At 72.3% G+C, this 17,749-nt stretch carries 11 protein-coding genes and 1 riboswitch; of the genes, 8 read left to right on the top strand and 3 right to left on the bottom strand.

Features of this window, described 5'->3' with window-relative positions; translation table 11 throughout:
- The first annotated feature begins 195 nt into the window (after positions 1 to 195).
- Positions 196 to 7,716 carry an apolipoprotein A-IV repeat region-like domain-containing protein gene (locus tag LGR69_RS12515; RefSeq protein ID WP_230366203.1) on the top strand — a complete coding sequence of 2,507 codons (7,521 nt, stop codon included), beginning with the start codon at positions 196 to 198 and terminating at the stop codon, positions 7,714 to 7,716.
- Between the two features lie 262 nt (positions 7,717 to 7,978).
- On the opposite strand, the gene LGR69_RS12510 is transcribed toward LGR69_RS12515, so the two are convergent.
- Together LGR69_RS12510 and LGR69_RS12505 are read right to left on the bottom strand one after the other, a co-directional pair.
- Positions 7,979 to 8,419: a DUF1489 family protein gene (locus LGR69_RS12510; protein WP_007560584.1), complete on the bottom strand. Its 441-nt coding sequence runs from the start codon at positions 8,417 to 8,419 to the stop codon at positions 7,979 to 7,981.
- A 63-nt stretch (positions 8,420 to 8,482) separates the two neighbouring features.
- Positions 8,483 to 9,472 carry a hypothetical protein gene (locus LGR69_RS12505; RefSeq protein ID WP_230366202.1) on the bottom strand — a complete coding sequence of 330 codons (990 nt, stop codon included), beginning with the start codon at positions 9,470 to 9,472 and terminating at the stop codon, positions 8,483 to 8,485.
- Between the two features lie 150 nt (positions 9,473 to 9,622).
- Between LGR69_RS12505 and LGR69_RS12500 the strand changes: the two genes are divergently transcribed.
- From LGR69_RS12500 to LGR69_RS12470, 7 genes are all read left to right on the top strand, one after another.
- Complete coding sequence (locus tag LGR69_RS12500; protein ID WP_007560586.1) at positions 9,623 to 10,798, top strand: MFS transporter; 1,176 nt, start codon at positions 9,623 to 9,625, stop codon at positions 10,796 to 10,798.
- Positions 10,799 to 10,864: 66 nt separating this feature from the next.
- On the top strand, positions 10,865 to 11,989 hold the full coding sequence (locus LGR69_RS12495) for an ABC transporter permease (protein WP_230366242.1): 1,125 nt from the start codon (positions 10,865 to 10,867) through the stop codon (positions 11,987 to 11,989).
- 10 nt (positions 11,990 to 11,999) lie between these two features.
- The gene (locus LGR69_RS12490) at positions 12,000 to 12,809 is read left to right on the top strand and encodes an ABC transporter ATP-binding protein (protein WP_007560588.1); all 810 of its coding nucleotides are present in this window, start codon (positions 12,000 to 12,002) and stop codon (positions 12,807 to 12,809) included.
- 98 nt (positions 12,810 to 12,907) lie between these two features.
- Complete coding sequence (locus tag LGR69_RS12485; protein WP_230366201.1) at positions 12,908 to 13,990, top strand: MlaD family protein; 1,083 nt, start codon at positions 12,908 to 12,910, stop codon at positions 13,988 to 13,990.
- A 121-nt stretch (positions 13,991 to 14,111) separates the two neighbouring features.
- A complete protein-coding gene (locus LGR69_RS12480; protein ID WP_230366200.1) occupies positions 14,112 to 14,693 on the top strand; it encodes an ABC-type transport auxiliary lipoprotein family protein in 582 nt (193 codons plus the stop codon).
- A gap of 239 nt (positions 14,694 to 14,932) precedes the next feature.
- Positions 14,933 to 15,946 (top strand): helix-turn-helix domain-containing protein, encoded by a 1,014-nt coding sequence (locus LGR69_RS12475; protein ID WP_459560863.1) that lies wholly within the window; start codon positions 14,933 to 14,935, stop codon positions 15,944 to 15,946.
- A 116-nt stretch (positions 15,947 to 16,062) separates the two neighbouring features.
- A riboswitch (SAM-I-IV-variant riboswitch) is annotated at positions 16,063 to 16,168 on the top strand.
- A 38-nt stretch (positions 16,169 to 16,206) separates the two neighbouring features.
- The gene (locus LGR69_RS12470; protein WP_230366198.1) at positions 16,207 to 17,145 is read left to right on the top strand and encodes a homoserine O-succinyltransferase; all 939 of its coding nucleotides are present in this window, start codon (positions 16,207 to 16,209) and stop codon (positions 17,143 to 17,145) included.
- On the opposite strand, the gene LGR69_RS12465 is transcribed toward LGR69_RS12470, so the two are convergent.
- Complete coding sequence (locus LGR69_RS12465; RefSeq protein ID WP_050735790.1) at positions 17,120 to 17,746, bottom strand: helix-turn-helix domain-containing protein; 627 nt, start codon at positions 17,744 to 17,746, stop codon at positions 17,120 to 17,122. The two genes, LGR69_RS12470 and LGR69_RS12465, sit on opposite strands and share 26 nt — an antisense overlap.
- Positions 17,747 to 17,749 lie beyond the last annotated feature (3 nt).

The following is a 17,749-nucleotide window of genomic DNA, read 5'->3' as shown; positions in this document are numbered from 1 at the left end:
CTCATCTGCGCCAAGATGGTGGGGCCGGAAGGCAGCGGCGCCAGTAACCATACCGGTAACGGTTTCTGGGGTCGGCCGGCGGCTCGGGTATCGGCAATCGGTGTCCGCGTCTAATCCTGTAATGGTAAACGGGAAGTTGCGTCTCTGGCATCAGCCTCCCCAGGTGCCGGTGAAACCCGTGTGACGAGGCGTTGAATGGCGACCGAGAAGAAGCTGAAGGACCCGGCCGAGGCCGCGCTCTCTGCGATCGAGCAGGCGCTGAACCTCGACGCCCTGACGCCGACCGGCACCGAGAGCCGCGCCGAGCCGCGCCTGCCCGATGTCGGGGATGCCGATCCCCTGCTCGACGGCGCCCTCGATCCGGCCGGCCGCCAGACGCCGCCGCGCCTCGACCTCGACCCGCCGCTGGCTTCCGACCTGCCCCCGCCCGGCCGCGAGCGCCCGCGCCGCGAGGGCGGCCTGCTGCCGCCCGACCGCTCGCTGGTGGCGAATGACGACCGGCGCAACATCGGCATCCTGCAGCAGACCCTGCGGGTGCGGTCCTCGCCCAAGCCCTATATTTTCGCCCTCCTGGCCGGCCTCGCCTGGATCGCCGGCCTGGTTCTGGTCGCCTGGCTGCAATCCGGCGGCGACCTGCGCGGCGTCGTCTCGGGCCTCACCGCCCTCCAGGCGACGGTGGGCGCTGCCGCCCTGCTCGGCCCGGTCGTCCTGTTCGTGATCGCCGCCATGCTGGCGGCCCGGGCCCAGGAGATGCGCCTCGTCGCCCGCGCGGTCGGCGAGGTCGCGGTGCGCCTGGCCGAGCCCGAAAGCTTCTCCACCGATGCCGTCCTGACCATGTCGCAGACCGTGCGCCGGGAAGTCGCCGCGGTCGGCGACGGTGTCGAGCGTGCGCTCGCCCGGGCCGGCGAGCTGGAGACCCTGGTCCGCGGCGAGATCGCCACCCTGGAGCGGGCCTATTCCGACAACGAGATCCGCATCCGCTCCCTGGTCGAGGAACTGGTCGCCCAGCGCGAATCCATCGTCACCAACGCCGAGCGGGTGCGCGGTGCGATCACCGGCTCGCACCAGAGCCTGAGCCAGGAGCTGGAGGGCGCGTCCGAGCGGATCGTCATGGCGCTGACCGGAGCCGGCGAGCGCGTGACCGGGGCGCTCGACGCCCGCGGCGCCGCCATCACGGCCTCCCTGGGCGACGCGGGCGACCGGGTCGTCAACCTGATGACCGGGCGCGGCGACGAGCTGATCGAGAGCCTGGCGAACACCAGCGAGAGCGTGCGCGGCAGCCTCCTGGAGGTCGGCGAGACCCTGACGCGGGCCTTCGAGACCCGCGCCCGCGATGTGAGCGGCGCCTTCGAGGCGACAGGGAATGCCCTCACCGGGCGGATCGCCGAGAGCACCGCCTCCGTCGCCCAGAGCCTGGCCGAGACCGGCCTGCGCGTGAGCGAGACCCTGGAGCGCCAGGGCGGCGTCGTGCGCGAGAGCTTCGAGCGCTCGGTCATCGGCCTCGAGAACGCCTTCCTGTCGCGGGGCTCCGAGCTGACGGAGCGCTTCGGCGCGATGGGGACCCAGATCACCGCGCGCTTCGCCGAGACGGGCGCCGCGCTCACCCAGGACATCGCCGGCCGCGGCCTGGCGCTGCGCAGCGAGATCGAGAATGCCGGCCTCTCCGTCGCCGAGGCGATCGAGAGCCGCGGCCGCGACGCGCAGGCCGCCCTCGCGCTCGCCATGGGCGGCGTCGGCGAGACGCTGACCAACCAGGCCGGCACGGTGCGCGACGAGTTGATCGGCACCGCCGAGCGGATCGCCGAGACGATCGCGGAGCGCGGCAACGCCCTGGCCGAGCGGATGGACGGGATCGCCGCGCGCCTGCACGACACCGTGACGGTGCAGGCCTCGGATCTCGAGACCCGCGTCGAGGCCGCGGCCGAGCGGGCCGGCGGCCACATCACCGACCGGACCCAGGCCGCCACCCAGACCTTGGAAACCGCCTTCTCGGCACTGGGCCACGGCTTCGAGGCCGGGGCCGCCGCCGCCGTCCAGTCGCTGCGCGGCTCCGCGAGCGCGGTCACCGGCGAGGTCGAGGCCCATACCCGCGACGCCTCCGCCCGCCTGGTCGATACCCTCCAGACCCTGCGCCACGGCTCGGCCGAGGTGACCGGCGCCGTCGAGGCCGAGACCGCGGGTCTGCTCGCCCGCTTCCGCGACGCCGCCGACCGCGCCGGCACCGAGTTCGGCGAGCGCGGTTCCGCGGCGGTGACCGCCCTGCGCGCCGCCCTGGACGACCTCAACCGCGAGCTGTCGGCCCGCACCAGCGATGCCACCGGCAGCCTGTCGCAGGCCGCCCGCGCCATCTCGGACGACCTCGCCGCCCGCATCGGCGAGATGGAGGCGGCCTTCGGCGCGCACGGCAAGGGCGTCGCCGAGCTCCTGGCCAGCCACGCCGAGGAGACCCAGACCCGGATCAGCGGCACCGGCCGCGACATCGTGCTCGCGGTGGCGAGCCAGGGCGCCCGCATCGCCGACACGCTCAGCCAGACCGGCGCGAGCTTCGCCGAGACCGCGGACGGCCGTGTCCGGGCCATCGACGAGACGCTGGGCAGCCGCCTCGCCGCCCTGCAGGAGACCATCGCCCGCGGCGACATCCTGGCCGATCGCATCGGCCGCGACACGGCCCATCTCGGCGAGACCGTCGGGGCGCGGCTGGAGGAGATGGACCGGCTCATCACCGTCAAGGGCCAGGCCGTGGCCGAGACCATCGCGACCCGCGCCCGCGAGGCCGGCAGCCTGGTCGAGACCCATCTCGGCACGCTCGAGGAGCGCTCGGCCAAGCGCGCGGCCGAGATCGGCGAGCTCGTGGCGAACCTGGTCGACCACGTCGACAACCGGATCGACTCCCGCGGCAAGGCCCTGGACGAGGCGCTGGCCGCCCGGACCGAGGAGATGGCCCGGATCATGGACGAGAGCAGCCGCAACCTGGTCGCGGTGCTCGATGGCCGGGCCGAAGGGCTCGGGCAGGATATCGACCGGCGCACCGCCGAGATGGCCCGCCGCATCGCGGGCAGCGCGGAGCATTTCGACGCCGGCGTCATCAATCGCCTGCAGGAGATCGCCAACGCCCTGGAGGAGCGCGCCCGCCTAGTGGACGAGAGCTTCGGCGTGCAGGCCTTCGAGGCGATCCGCCTGATCGAGGCGCGCACCCGCGCGGTCGACGAGGAGCTGGCCGGCCGGACCCGCGACCTGGTCGCCACGATCACCGACCGGACCGGCGGGATCGACAGGGCGATGGCCGAGAGCATCGGCACCCTCACCGGCGCCGTCGCGGAATCGACGCGCGTCCTCGAAGCCTCGCTGTCGGGCCGCATCCAGGAGATCGTCCAGCTGGTCGACGAGCGGGCCCAGAGCGCCGACGCGGCCCTCTCCGCCCGCACCGAGGCCGTACGCGCGGCCTTCGCCGAGCGCTCGGAGCTGCTGGCGAAGCTGATCGACGAGCGCATCACCGCCATGTCGAGCGAGCTCGACGAGAAGGGCCGGACCGTGTTCGGGGCGATCGGCGGCCGCATCACCGAGCTGGCGCGCCTGTTCGACCGCGGCGGTACCTCGCTGGCCGAGCTGATCGACCAGCGTGGCGAGAGCGTCCTGGCCAAGCTCCAGCAGACCATCGCGGATGCCGAGCGCATGCTCGAGGCCGGCGAGGGCCGCCTGGGCCACACCCTGTCGAGCCGCACCGCCGACATCAGCGGCCTGCTCGACGAGGGCGTGCGCTCGGTCCACGGCCTGCTCGACGACCGCACCAACCAGATCCGCGTGATGCTGGACGGCCATGCCGGCACCCTGGCCAGCACCCTGGACGGCCGCATGGGCCCGCTCAACGAGGCGCTGGATACCCGCGGCCGCGCCCTGATCGCCGCCGTCGAAGAAGCCTTCGGCAGCGCCGCCGGCAGCCTCGATTCCCGGACGCAGGCGCTCGGCAGCCTGTTCGACGAGCGCCTCGGTCACCTGGAGAACCTGGTCGAGGGCCGCGGCAACCGTCTCGCCGAGACCCTGGATGCCCGCGCCCAGGGCCTGCGGACCCTGTTCGAGGAAGCCCACAACGCCCTCGACGCGGTGGTGGAGGGCGGCGGTGGCCGCTTCGCCGCCTCGGTCGACACCAAGATCCAGGCCCTCCGGACGATGCTGGAGGAGGCGCCCGCCGCCGTCACCGCTCTGGTCGAGACCCGCGAGCGCCAGCTCGCCGCGACGCTCGACAGCCGCACGCAGCGCCTGCGCGCCCTGTTCGAGGAGGCCCAGGCCGGTCTGCGCGACCTCGTGGAGGTGCGCGGCCAGGAACTCGCCGACACGATCACGACCCGGACCGAGGGCCTGCGCCAGACCCTCGACGCCGCCCCCACCGACATGGCCGACCTGCTGGACGCGCGCTTCGCGGATCTGCGGGCCCTGTTCGAGCGGGCCCAGGCGGAGATCGACCGCCTGGTCGACGGCCGCAGCCGCGAGATCGCCGGGACGATCGAGCACCGGACCCAGGCCCTGCAGAATGTGATCGAGCAGGCGAGCCCGGCCATCGCCGGCCTGATGGAGGCCCGCGAGCACCAGCTCGCCGACGTGTTCGAGGCGCGCAGCGGGCAGCTGGAGGCCCTGTTCGAGCGGGCGCAAGCCGATATCGACCGTCTGGTCGACGGCCGCAGCCGCGAGATCGCCGGCACGATCGAGCATCGGACCCAGGCCCTGCAGAATGTGATCGAGCAGGCGAGCCCGGCCATCGCCGGCCTGATGGAGGCCCGCGAGCACCAGCTCGCCGAGGCGTTCGAGGCCCGCAGCGGCCAGCTCGAAGCCCTGTTCGCCCGGGCCCAAGCTGAGATCGACCGTCTGGTCGACGGCCGCAGCCGCGAGATCGCCGGCACGATCGAGCACCGGACCCAGGCCCTGCAGAGCGCGATCGAGCAGGCGAGCCCGGCCATCGCCGGCCTCCTCGAAGCGCGCGAGCACCAGTTCGCCGAGGCCTTCGAGACGCGCAGCGGCCAGCTCCAGACCCTGTTCGAGCGGGCACAATCCAGCCTCGAGGTCTCCGTGGAGAACCGGGGCCGGGAGATCGCCATGGCGGTCCAGGCGCGCACGCAGGATCTGCGCAACCTCCTCGACGCGGCGCCCACAGGCGTGGCCGCCCTCCTGGACGCCCGGATCGAGACCCTGCGCGCGACCTTCGACGAGGCGCGCTCGGCGATCGAGGCGCTCGTCAACGAGCGCAGCCAGTCGCTGCTCGAGGCCGCCCAGGGCCGTACGGGCTCGCTGGTCGAGGCCTTCGACGCCCGGATTCGCGACCTGGACGGCGTCGTGGAAGGGCGCACCGCAGCCCTGGTGCAATCGGTGGAGGCCCAGAGCGAGGCGCTCGCCCGCGGGGTCGATGCCCGCGCCGACGCCTTCACCCAGCGCATCGACAGCCGGATGCGGTTGTTCGCGACGCTGGTCGCCCAACGCGCCGAGACGCTGGCCAACGCCTTCGACGACCGCCACGATGCGTTCGCGGGTCTCATGGACGAGCGCACCGCCAGCCTGGTCGCGGCGCTCGACGAGCGGGCGCGGGCGCATGCCGAGCAGGTCGACGCGCACAACGCCGCCCTGGCCGAGACGCTCAGCCGGCGCGAGGCCGCCTTGGCGGGCCTGATCGACGCCCGCACCGAGGCTTTGGGGGCCGGCTTCGAGCGCCGGGCCACTGCCCTGGGCGCCCTGGTCGATGCCCGCGGCGAGGCCCTGTCGCGCCGGCTCGCGGAGAGTGCCGAGGCGCTGGTCCGCGCCATCGAGGAGAAGGGCGGGGCGCTGATCGCCAGCGTAGACGGCAGCGGCCGTGCGGTCGGGGACAGCCTGGAAGGGCATGTCGAGCGCCTGCGCTCCGCCATCGACGGGCCGATGCTCGACCTGTCGCGGGCCCTGGCCGACCGGGCCGATTCGATCGAGCGGGTGCTGATCGAGACCGGCGTGCCGCTCGCCGAGACCCTGCGGCTGCAGACCGAGGAACTGGCCGCGCAGTCGCGGGCCTCGGCCGAGCTGCTGCGCGCGGCCATCGACGACGGTGCCGGCCGCGCCCTCACCGAGCTGTTCGAGACCAACGACCGGCTCGGCCGGGAGCTGGGCGCCGTCCTCCAGCGGATCGAGGGCGCCAACGCGGCGCTCAGCGAGCTGGTCTCCGGAGCCGGCACCAATCTCGGCGCGATCGAGCAGGGCCTGGCCGGCCGGGTCGAGCAGGTCCAGTCGGCCCTGCAGCGGATCGCCTCCGAGACCGGCCGCGCCACCGCGGGCGTCGCGGCCCAGGTCGAGGCTCTGCGCGAGGTCGCCAACACGGCGCTGCGCGAGGCGTCGGGCCTCGCCGAGACCCTCGACGGCCGCGGCCGCGCGCTCGGCGAGCAGACCTCCGTGCACGTGTCGGCGCTGGATCGGGCGGCCTCGTCGCTCGCCGAGATCGAGCAGCGGCTGGGGGCGACCCTGTCGGGCCGCGAGGCGGCGCTCGCGGAGGCGCTGGCCGGCTTCGAGGCGCGCGCCAGCGCCCTGGAGCAGCAGGGCAACGCCCTGTCCGAGACCATCGAGCGGACGCTGCGGACCGCCGAGGAGCGCGCCCGCGCCGTCGGCGAGTCGCTGACGCGCTCGGCGGAGGGTGCGGGGGCTTCGGTCACCAGCGCCTTCGAGGGCCTGAAGGACAGCGCCGGGGCCGAGAGCGAGAAGGCGGCCCAGGGCGTGCGCCGGGCGATCGAGGAGGCAGCGCGGGAGATGCGCAGCGGCCTCGACGAGGCGCAGACCAAGTTCGGCGCCTCCGTCTCGTCCCTGCGGGACATGGCGGGCTCGATCCGCGGCGAACTCGACGCGACCCGCGCCGAACTCGCCCGGGGCGTCCTCGACCTGCCGCGGGAGACGCAGGATGCCACCGGCGAGATGCGCCGCGTGGTCGCCGATCAGATCAAGGCGCTCAACGAGCTGTCGGCCCTGGTGTCCCGGACCACGCGGTCGGTGGATGTCGCCCAGCCGCAGGCCCAGCGGCGGGTCGCGGAGGGCGGGTCCCGCGCCGCCGCGGCACCGCAGGCCAGCAGCGCCCCGGCTCCGTCCGCGCCGCCGGCTCAGGCTGCCCCGGCCCCGTCCCTGCCGACGGCGCCGGCCCGGGCCGCGACCGGTCCGGCCCGGATCGAGGCGCCGCGGCCCTCCGCGACCGCCCGCCCCGTCGCCATGACGGCCGGCGGTGCCAAGCGCGGCTGGCTGTCCGACCTGCTGACCCGCGCCTCCCTGGACGAGGACGACGATGCCGAGCCGGCGGCCACCAATGCCGCCGCCCCGGCCCCGTCGGGCCACCCGTCCCAGCCGCAGGCGCCGTCCCAGGCCCCTGCCGAGACCGGGCGGATCGCCCTCGATACGATCTCGACCGACATCGCCCGGATGATCGAGCACCGGACCGTGGTCGACCTGTGGGAGCGCTACCGCCGCGGCGAGCCGAACCTGTTCGACCCGCGCATCTACACCCCGCAGGGCCGGACCACCTTCGCGGAGATCCAGCGCCGCTACCGCTCGGACGCGGAGTTCCGCCGCAGCGTCGACCGCTACGTGGGTGAGTTCGAGCGGCTGCTCGGCGACGTGGTCAAGAACGACAGCGACGCCAAGCGGACCGACGCCTACCTCACCTCGGAGACCGGTAAGGTCTACACGATGCTGGCCCATGCCAGCGGGCGGTTCGACGGGGCGTAGGACGACGGCCGGCGCGGGCGCTCCGAGAGCCCCGCGCCGGCGTGACCGGGTCAGCGCCGGCCTGACCGGTCGATGACGACCGCACGATTGTTCCGGCCACAGGATATCCAACCCCCCCCTCATCCTGAGGTGCCGCAGCGAAGCGGAGGCCTCGAAGGAGCCCTCCAGCCGGCCGCGCGATCCCTGGAGGGCTCCTTCGAGGCCCGCTGGCGCGGGCACCTCAGGATGAGGGCGGGGGTGGGACAGATCGGGTCGGCAGCCCCTACAGGAGGCCGAGGCCGACCAGCTCGCGGCGCAGCGCCTCGGGCATCTCGGCGAGGTCGCCCGATTGTCCGGCGCCGAGATCGGCCGGCGCGTCGCGCCCCGTGAGATAGCGCCAGCCCTGGAACGGACGGCACGGCCGGGGCGTCACCGGGATCAGGCGCGGGTCGAAGACCAGCCGGCAGCGCGGGATGCCGTCCTCGCCGGTCAGCTTCTCGATCGCGGTGATCGCCTGCCGGCAGGACAGGGTCCCGCGGATCACCCAGTAGATCGAGCCCTTTCCGGCGATCTCGCGATGGCGCTTGGGCAGGGTGCGGGTGACGTGGAACGGGTCGGCCGGCCGGCCGTCGCGCAACGCCTCGTCCCGGTACCGTTCCTGACGGGCTTCGAGGTCGGCGATGGAGGCGGGTCCGACGCAGAGCTTGATCAGGTTCAGGGCCACGGGGTTTTCGTCTCACGACGCTCGGCGGGCGGGGGCCCCTGATAGCAGGGCCGCTCCGCGCCGTCAGGCGAACAGGGCAAGCCGCTGCTCCGGCGGCAGCGCGTCGATCGCGGCGAAGCTCAGGATCGGCCCGTCCGGTTCGGCGGCGGGCTCGGGGGAGGCCGCCACGAGGTCGGCCCAATCCTCCTCCGCCGGCGCGGCATCCGCAGATCCGTCCTCGGCATCAGCGTCGTCGTCGAGCCCGTCCGGGTCGGCCGTCTCGACCGTCTCGGACCCATCCCCGTCCGAGACCGGCACGAACACGATATCCTCGTGGAGCGGCGGGCTTCCGGGCTGGGCGACGAGGGCGGCGGCCGTGACGGCCGGAACCTCCATGGCGATGTAGCGGTCGATGTCGCTCTGGCAGAGGTCGGAGGGTTGGGCCTGCGGGCCGGCGCCCGCGGCCGGATCGCCCGGCATCGGCGGGATCGGTTCGGCGGCGCTGCCCCAGATCGCGATCATCGAGGCCAGCCGGTCCTCGAGATAGCGCAGGGTGTAGACGATCCGAGCGGTGCGCTGGGCGGTGAGGTCCTGGAACGAGCAGGCGGTGTAGATCGCGGTCGCGTGCCGATCGAGGGCGTCGCAGGTCGTCGCGTCGGCGCCGCGCTCGCGCAGGGTCCAGGCCGCCTCCTGGATCGCCTCGGCCGAGCCGAGGATGTCGGAGGTCGCCTGCTCGGTCTCGCGCACGATCGCGTCCAGCGCCAGCGAGGCCTGCGTCAGGCGGGTCGGCTCGTTGTCGCGGGCGCTGATCGCGGCGATCTCGGCCTTGGTCTGGCTGATCGCCGCGGCCATCTCGACGAGGTTGCCGTGCAGCTGCCCGACGGTCTGCTGATCCCGGTCGGCGGTCACCGCGTGTTCGAGCCGGCGCATGGCCCCGAGCAGCATCTCGGTCTCGGCGGCGCGGTGGCGGCGGGCATATTCGGCCAGGAACCAGCGCCCGCGCTCGCTGAGGCACATGGTCGCCTCGATCGCCTCGTACTCGGCGAGGGCGCCTGCAGGGGCTGAACCGGACATGGGATCCCTCCGAACCCGAAAGGCCGGCGCGGCGACGGCCGGCACAGGGCGCGACCCGGAGGCCGGCAAATTGACAGGGAGGGTTTAACGGGCGCTTACGGCGCACAGGTCCGAGAGCATCCTCCGCCTCCCATCCGGGAACCTCCATCCTTGCATCGCCCGTCCGGCCCGGCGCGCCTGTCGCTGCTCTACGCCGTCGTCTTCACCGAGATCGGCATCGCGATGCCGTTCATGCCGATCTGGCTCGACGGCCTCGGCCTCGATGCCGGGGTGATCGGCGTGCTCCTGGCGCTGCCGATCGCGACTCGGATCGTCGCGACGGCGCCACTGATGAGCCTGCTCGATCGGGGGTTGGGCCCGCGCCGGCTGATCCTGCTCGGCAGCCTCGCCCTCAGCCTGACCTACGCGCTGATGCCGGGGGCCGCCGGGATCGGCTGGCCCCTGCTCGCGCTGCTGATCCTGCTCAACGCGGTGGCCGGCGCGCCGCTGGTCCCCTGCATCGATTACCTGACGCTCGCGGCCGTGCGCCGGGACGCCCGCCTGGTCTACGCCCGGATCCGGATGGCCGGCTCCATCGCGTTCCTGCTGGCCAACCTGGCGGGGGGATTCCTGCTCTCGGCGCTGGGCGGCCAGCTCGCGGTGCCGCTGCTGCTCACCGGCCTCGCCCTGGCGGCGGGCCTCGTGGCCTGGCGCAGCCGCTCGGTCGTGGCCCTGCCGCAGGTGCCGACCGGCGCCGACCGGCCGCGCCTGCCGCTGAAGCTCTGGCTCTGCATCGGCGCTGCGGCGGCGATCCAGGCGAGCCACGGGGCGATCTACGGGTTCGGCAGCATCTACTGGACGAGCCAGGGCATCGGGCCGGTCTGGGTCGGCTCGCTCTGGGCCACCGGGGTGCTGTCCGAGATCGCGCTGTTTGCCGGAATCACCGCCCTGCCCGCGTCCTGGCGGAGTCCGGTGCGGCTCCTGACCCTCGGCGCCGGCGCCGCGATCCTGCGGGCGATCGGCATGTACCTCGTCGGCGACCACCTGGCCGCCCTGGTGCCGCTCCAGGGCCTGCACGGCCTGACCTTCGGGGCGACGCAGCTCGGCGCGATGGCGGCGGTCTCGGCCTTCGCCCCCGAGGGCGCGCGCGGGCGGGCGCAGGGCACGCTCAGCGCCGTCAATGCCGGCATCTCCGTGGTCGCGACCCTGGCGAGCGGCCTGGCCTACCGGGCCGGCGGCCCCCTCGCCTTCCTGCTGATGGCCCCGCTCGCCGCCGGCGGCCTGGCCCTGGCGCGCGCCTCCGGCCGCGCCGATCGGCTGACGTTGGACACGGATCGTCAACCGTAATGTCGACATAACCCCACGGCAGGGTGGTGCCTCAATCGAGGAGTGAAGGTCTTGCTGAGCGAGGGCATGGTTCCCGGCGCGTCGCTGCGGGACCGGCCGGCCGACGGCCGGTTGGCGCTCGACGGGCGCTGGACCGCCGACCAGGCGCCGACCGTCGAGGCGAATGCGGCGCGTCTGCTGGCGGCCGGGCGGGCCGGTCCCGTGGCGGCCGATCTCTCCGGGATCGAGCGCCTGGACACGCTGGGCGCCTGGGTGCTCGAGCGGACCCGCGCCGAGATCGAGCAGGCGGGGGGCAGGCTGACCTATGTCGGCGTGCGGCCCGAGCATCGCACCCTGCTGGGCGAGGTCCGCCTGCGCGAGCCGGATTCCGCGCCGCCGGCCCGGCCCGGCCTGATCCTCGGCGCCCTCGACACGATCGGCCGCGAGACCGTGCGGGGCGGGCGCGAATTCGTCACCGCCCTCGCCTTCCTGGGCGAGGTGATCGCCGCCTGCGGGCGCGTGGCCCTGCGGCCGGGCACGTTCCGGGGTACGGCGCTCGTCAACCAGATCCAGCAGGTGGCGTTCAACGGCACGCCGATCATCGTGCTGATCTCGTTCCTGGTCGGCGGCATCGTCGCCCAGCAGGGCATCTTCCAGCTCCAGCGCTTCGGCGCCCAGACCTTCGTGGTCAACCTGATCGGCCTGCTGATCCTGCGCGAGATGGGCGTGCTGCTCACCTCGATCATGGTGGCGGGCCGGTCCGGCTCGGCGGTCACCGCCGAGATCGGCTCGATGCGCATGCGCGAGGAGGTCGACGCCCTGCGGGTGATGGGCCTCGATCCCGTCGAGATCCTGATCGTGCCGCGGGTCCTGGCCCTGATGGTCGGCCTGCCGATGCTGACCCTGATCGGCGACCTGGCGGCGCTCACCGGCGGCGGCCTCACCGCCATGCTGTATGGCGGCCTGACGCTCGATCAGTTCCTGGTCCGGCTCCAGGCGGCGGTGGGCGTGCACCACGTCATGGTCGGGCTGATCAAGGCGCCGTTCATGGCGCTGATCATCGGGATCCTCGCCACGATCGAGGGCTTCGCCGTGGAGGGCTCGGCCGAATCGCTGGGCCGCCACGTCACCGCCTCAGTCGTGAAGTCCATCTTCATGGTCATCGTCCTCGATGGATTGTTCGCGGTGTTCTTCGCCGCGATCGATTTCTGAGCCCGTCCTGATGATCGCCCCCGCCATGCCCGAGACCGAAGCCGGCCCCGCGCCCATCATCCGGGTGCGCGACCTCGTGGTCGGCTTCCGGGACCGCAACATCCTGAAAGGTCTGAACCTCGACATCCGGGCCGGCGAGATCATGGGCTTCGTCGGGCCCTCGGGCCAGGGCAAGTCGGTGCTCACCCGGACGATCCTCGGCCTCACGCCCAAGCGCGCGGGCACGATCGAGGTGTTCGGCCGCGACGTCGACGGCATGACCTATGCCGAGCGCCGCCGCATGGAGCAGCGCTGGGGCGTGCTGTTCCAGCAGGGCGCCCTGTTCTCGGCGCTCACCGTCAAGCAGAACATCCAGGTGCCGATGCGCGAGCACCTGAACCTGTCCGAGCGCCTGCTCGACGAGTTCGCCCGGCTCAAGATCGAGATGGTCGGCCTCAAGCCGGACGCCGCCGACAAGCTGCCCTCGGAGCTGTCCGGCGGCATGATCAAGCGCGCGGCCCTCGCCCGCTCCCTGGCGCTCGATCCCGAGATCCTGTTCCTGGACGAGCCGACCTCGGGGCTCGACCCGATCGGCGCGGGCGAGTTCGACGACCTCGTCTCCACCCTGAAGGAGACGCTGGGCCTGACCGTGTTCATGGTCACCCACGACCTCGACAGCCTCTACACCGCCTGCGACCGCATCGCGGCGCTCGGCGACGGCCAGATCATCGCCGCCGGCACGATTGAGGAGATGCTGGCGAGCGACCATCCCTGGTTGCGCTCGTATTTCCACGGCAAGCGCGCCCGCGCCCTCACCACCGGCGTGCCGGCGCATGCCTGACCGTCCCTTCCCCCTGATCCCGTCCCGGTCCCGCCCGGGACCGTGGACCCGCAGCTCGGCCCGATCCTGTTCGCCGAGCGGAACCGCAGGCTGACCGCATGGAAACCCGCGCGAACTACGCCCTCATCGGGGCCTTCACCCTCGCCGTCATCCTGGCGGGCTTCGGCACCGTGCTGTGGCTCTCCGGCGGCTCGTCGCGGCAGGTCAGCCAGACCGTCCGCATCGTGTTCTCCGGCTCGGTCGGGGGCCTCTCCCGCGGCTCGAGCGTGAACTTCAACGGCATCAAGGTCGGCGAGGTCACCGATATCCGCCTCGCCCCGCAGGATCCCCGCCGGGTGCTGGCCCAGATCAAGGTCGATCCCTCGACGCCGCTCCGGGCCGATACCCGCGCGCGCCTCGATTCGGCGATGCTGACCGGCGTCTCGGTGATCTCGCTGTCGGGCGGCAACGCCGACGCGCCCGTGCTCACGCCCATGGCCAATGGCGAGCCGCCGACGATCTTCGCCGATTCCTCCGACATGCAGGACATGATGGCGCTCGCCCGCCAGGTGGCGCAGCGGGCCGACGACATGCTGGCCCGGCTGGACCGGATCGTGGCCGGCAACGAGGGCGCGATCAATCGCGCGCTCACCAATGTCGAGTCCTTCTCGAAGACGCTCGCCGATGTCGGCCCCAACATCGCGACCCTGGTCAAGGCGGTGGACGGGGTGAAGCTCGGCCACGTGATCGACAATGCCGACCGGTTCTCGGCCGCCCTGTCCAAGTCGAGCCCCGACATCGAGGGGGCGGTGCACGATGCCCGCTCCCTGGCGGCCAAGCTCAACGCCTCGGCCAACAAGATCGACGGGGTGCTCAACGGCGCCCAGAGCTTCCTCGGCTCCGCCGCCGGCCAGGAGGGCTCCAGCACCTTCGCGGAGATCCGGGCCGCGGCGGTCTCGGTGCGCGACGCCGGCAAGGCGTTCCGCACCATGTCGGAGAATCTCGACAAGCGCACCGCCAGCATGTCGACCAATTTCGGCCGGCTCAGCGGCACCGGCCGCCGGGAGGTGGAGGCCCTGTCCGGGGACGGCCAGCGCACCCTCAACACCCTGAACCGGACCGTGCGCAGCCTGGAGCGCGACCCGAGCCAGGTGATCTTCGGGGGCAAGCCGTCGTTGCCCGAATACAACGGCGGCCGCTGAAATCGTCCGCTGCCGGGTCGATGTGTTCCGGCGCACGGCACGGATACAGGCCAGGGATAGTTTCTGCGGCATAGCTTATACAGCTCTGCCGCTCGCCGGCGGGGTTTCTCAGGTTGTGCGTATGGCCCGCTCGTCCCACCTCCTCGCCGCCGCCTTGCTCGCTGCCCTGCTGGGCGGCTGCGGTGGCGGCGCGGCACCGCTGACCTTCGACCTCTCGGCTTTGCCCTCGGCCGGGCGACCGGTCTCGGCCGGCCGCTCCATCGCGGTCTCGGAGCCGGTGGGCATCCAGCCCTTCGAGGCCGACCGGATCATCGTGCGCGAATCGGGCGGCGCCCTCGCCTTCCTGGGCGGCGGCCAATGGGCCGACCGGCTGCCGCGGCTGATCCAGACCCGCCTCCTCCAGAGCCTGGAGAATTCCGGCCGGCTCCGCTCGGTCAGCCGGCCCGGCGACAAGGTCGTGGCCGATTACCAGCTGATCAGCGAGATCCGCGCCTTCGACATCCAGGCGACGACTGGGGAGGCGGTGGTCGACCTCTCGCTGAAGCTCGTGGCCGACGGCACCGGCAAGGTGACCGCCGCCCGGATCTTCACCGCCCGCGTCCCGGTGGCCAAGATCGACGCCGGCAACGGCGCCCGTGCCCTCGATCAGGCGCTGACCACCGTGCTGGCCGACGTGGTGCGCTGGGTGAATACCGGGCGCTGAGGGCTCCGCGCGAAGACACGGGACCTCACCTCCGGAAGCCGGCGCGCCGGCTGAGGTCGGCGGCGGCGCGAGGCGTCGGCCCGCGCCGCCGATCAATCTGAGGGACGCGCGCCGCGGATCGATGGTCCCTGCCGCTTGGACGGAAGCACGTCAGGTGAGCGCGCCGGAATGCGCGGGGCACGCGGCAGGCGGGCCAAACCTCTGCCTCCGATTGTGCACATGTGTACTTTGCAAACTTTATGGTTGCAGGTTGCAACAATCGCGGCCATAGGGCGGCCGCGATGCAGACCATCTTCTCGACGGACGGGGTTTTACCGAAAGATCGGTTTCGCAGCTGGCGGGATGTTTGCGAAGATCGCCTCGTCCCGATGGCGCAGAACTGCCTGGGCGAGGAGCCGTTCGACGCGACGATCGACGGCGTCAGTATCGGCGGTCTGGACTTCACGAAGTTCGCGCTGCGCAATCTCCGCGCGGCGACGACACCGCGGACGCTCCGGCACGAAAATCACAAGACCGATCATCTGTTCATGAGCATGGTGCTGACCGGCACCGTGCGCTCGGACCAGAACGATCGATCGAGCACGGACACGGCCGGCGACTTCGCGATCCGAGACACGAACACGCCCTGGACGATCGAGCACAACGGCTACAGCGAGGTGCTGGCCATCGCGATCCCGCGCGAGCGGCTGGAGGGCGTGCTGGGTCCCGCCCGGATCTTCGCCGGCCTGACCGTCGGCGGCGAGTTGCCGGTCACGACCCTGACCCGCTCGTTCCTGTCCAACCTCCTGCGCGAGGGGGACCGGCTGCCCGCTCACGTGGCCGAGCGCATGGTCGGGGTGGGAATCGATCTCGTCGTCGCCAGCCTGGCCGAGCGCATGGCGCAGGAGGTGCCCCGGCCGGTTCACGGCAGCGTCGTGGTCCAGCGCGCCAAGGCCTATATCGAGGCCAACCTCCACGACCAGACGCTGGATCCGCCCCACCTCGCGGCCGCGACCGGCGTGTCGCTGCGGCGCCTTCAGGAGCTGTTCCACGAGCGCGGACAGCACATCTCCGACTGGATCTGGCACCGCCGCCTGAGCGTTGCGGCCAACCGCATGGCCGATCCCGGATATCTCCACATGCCGCTCGGCACCCTGGCCTATGCGTGCGGCTTCGCCAGCCAAGCTCATTTCTCCCGCCGCTTCAAGGAGCGCTACGGCCTGAGCCCGCGCGACTATCGCCACCGCGCGCTGTCGGAGGCGGTCGCCTGCTAGGCGTCGGAACGGGATCGCTCCGTCACGGTGCCGATCGGGGCCGCCCGTAGGCACCGTGAATCCGCGATCGGCTGCGAGCCGGCCCTTGAACAACCTGAGCCGTCTCGGTAATCCTGGCCGCACATCAAGAGTCGGGCCGACACCCGACGCCAACCTGCCGATCCGGGCAAGGTGGCGCTCCGCAAGGAGGATGTGGCCGAGCCGGCAACCAAGCGGATCAAGCCACGGAGGTCGGCCCCGGAAGACAGGGACGACGCACCGTGCCGATCAAGATCCCCGACGATCTCCCCGCAGCCCGCGCCCTGGAGGCCGAAGGCGTCGTGGTGATGCGCGAGACCGACGCGGTCCGTCAGGACATCCGGCCGCTGCGGATCGGCCTGCTCAACCTGATGCCCAACAAGATCAGCACCGAGACGCAGGTCGCCCGCCTGCTCGGTTCGAGCCCGCTCCAGGTCGAGCTGACCCTGGTCCGGATGACCGACCATGTCGCCCGCAACACCCCCGCCGAACACATGGATGCGTTCTATCGGCCCTGGAGCGATGTCCGGGAGGAGCGGTTCGACGGGTTCATCGTCACGGGAGCCCCGGTCGAGCGGCTGCCCTTCGAGGCGGTGCGATACTGGGCCGAGCTGTGTCGCGTGTTCGACTGGACGCGCTCGAACGTCCATAGCTGTCTGACGATCTGCTGGGCGGCGCAGGCGGCCGTCTACCACTTCTACGGAATCCCGAAGCGGACGCTCCCGCACAAGGCGTTCGGCGTGTTCCACCACCGGAATCACGCCCCGGCCTCACCCTATCTGCGCGGCTTCTCGGACGAGTTCTGCGTCCCGGTTTCCCGCTGGACGGAGGTGCGCCGGGAGGACATCCCGGAGGGAAGCGGCCTGTCCATCCTGGCCGACAGCCCGGAGACCGGCCTGTGCCTCCTGAGCGATCCGGATCGCCGGTCGCTCCACATGTTCAATCACCTGGAATACGATACGGCCACGCTCGCCGACGAGTACATCCGCGATGCCGGCGCGGCGGTGCCGGCCCATTACTTCCCCGACGACGACCCGTCGAAGCCGCCGCGCAATTCCTGGCGGAGCCACGCGCACCTGCTGTTCGGCAACTGGATCAGCGAGATCTATCGGACCACGCCGTTCGACCCGGCCCGGATCGGTGAGGCCGAGAGCCTCACTCCATCACGGCCGCCTTCATGATCACCACCATGGTGGCCCGGGCGGGGCCCTCGATGCAGCGCACGAGGTGGGGGCGGTCGCAGCGGTAGCGCAGGGTCTCGCCGGCCCGGGCCCGCTGCACGCTGCCGCCGATCTCGACCTCGAACGCGCCCTCGGCGACCGAGAGCGATTCGACCGAGCCGCGCTGGTGCGGGTCCGAATCGAGGACGCCGCCGAGATCGGCCGTGACCTCGTACCATTGCAGCCACTCGATCGTCTTGATCCAGCCGATGATCGCCAGCCGGACCTTGCCGTCCTCCGAGACCAGGATCGGCGTATCCGCCCGGGAGGTCTTCTCGATGAACGGCTCCTCGTCGCCGGCCGCCAGCACCCGGTCGATCGACACGTCGAGGGCCTGGGAGAGGCGCCAGATCGTCGCCAGCGTCGGGTTGGTCTCGTTGCGCTCGATCTGGCTGATGATCGATTTCGCCACGCCCGATTGCTCGGCGAGCTCCGACAGCGAGAGGTTGTAGGCCTTGCGCAGGCGCTGGATCGTCTTGCCGAGCTGGCCGGAGAGCACCTGCGCCCCGGTCAGCAGGTCGCGTCCGCGCGCCCTGTCGGGCCGTTCCGCCTGATCCTGCATCGT

Source organism: Methylobacterium brachiatum (genome assembly GCF_020523825.1).
GTDB lineage: Bacteria > Pseudomonadota > Alphaproteobacteria > Rhizobiales > Beijerinckiaceae > Methylobacterium > Methylobacterium brachiatum.
The sequence above is the reverse complement of the archived record's forward strand: the minus strand, read 5'-3'. Positions and strand labels throughout refer to the sequence as shown.